1 protein-coding gene is annotated in these 912 nt (G+C 73.5%); it reads left to right on the top strand.

Annotated features, from left to right (window positions below; all coding sequences use genetic code 11):
• Positions 1-912: autotransporter-associated beta strand repeat-containing protein (locus EOE66_RS21610; RefSeq protein WP_205702795.1), on the top strand; the 912-nt coding region annotated here is incomplete at both ends.

Genomic DNA, 912 nt, shown 5'->3' with positions numbered 1-912 from the left:
CGCTGGCCCTGGGCGGCAACCAGACCCTCGCGGCCGTGCTCGGCACCGGCACCGTCAACCTCGCCAGCCACACCCTCACCCTCGCCTCCAGCGCCAACCTCGTCTACGCAGGCTCACTCACCGGCACAGGCGGGCTCACCAAGCAAGGCAGCGGCAGCCTCACGCTGGGCGGCAACTACGGCTACACCGGCACCACGCGCGTGGAGGCCGGCACGCTGGCGCTCACGGGCACACTGGCCTCGGCCACCGTGCAGGTGGCGGGCGGCAGCCTCACGCTGGGCAGCGCCGAGCGCCTGGCGGACACCGCGGCGCTCAGCGTCTCGGCCGGTGCGACCTTCACCGCGGCCGGTGACGAGACGGTTGCCACGCTCACGAACGCCGGCACGCTGAACGGCAGCGGCACGCTCACGGCCGGCAGCTACACGCTGAACAGCGGTGCCGACGTTGCCCTGGCCCTGGGTGCCGGCAGCCTCGACGTGGCCGGCAGCGCCACGCTGCGCGCCGCCAAGGGCGCAGGCACCGTGACCGTGCAGAACGGCGGCGGCCTCACGCTGGCCACGGGTGCCGACCTCGCCAGCAGCGCCGACGTCGTCATCGTCACGGGCGGCACGCTCACGCTGGGTGCCGACGAATCGGTCAACAGCCTGAGCGCCGGGGGCACGCTGGCCGGCAGCGGCTTGACGCTCACCAGCGCCACGCCCATCACCCTGAGCAGCGGCGGCGTGCTCTCCGCCAACGTCAGCGCCAACACGCTCAACGTCACCGGCAACAGCACGCTCAACGGGAGCGCCACCGTCACCACGCTGGCGGTCAACAACGGCACGCTCACGCTGGCCGCAACGAACGACCGCATCGCCGACACCGCCAACGTCAGCGTGGCCGCCGGCGCGGTGCTGGCCCCGGCCGTCAACG

This window comes from Rubrivivax rivuli (assembly GCF_004016505.1).
GTDB classification, from domain to species: domain Bacteria; phylum Pseudomonadota; class Gammaproteobacteria; order Burkholderiales; family Burkholderiaceae_C; genus Rubrivivax; species Rubrivivax rivuli.
The sequence above is the reverse complement of the archived record's forward strand: the minus strand, read 5'-3'. Positions and strand labels throughout refer to the sequence as shown.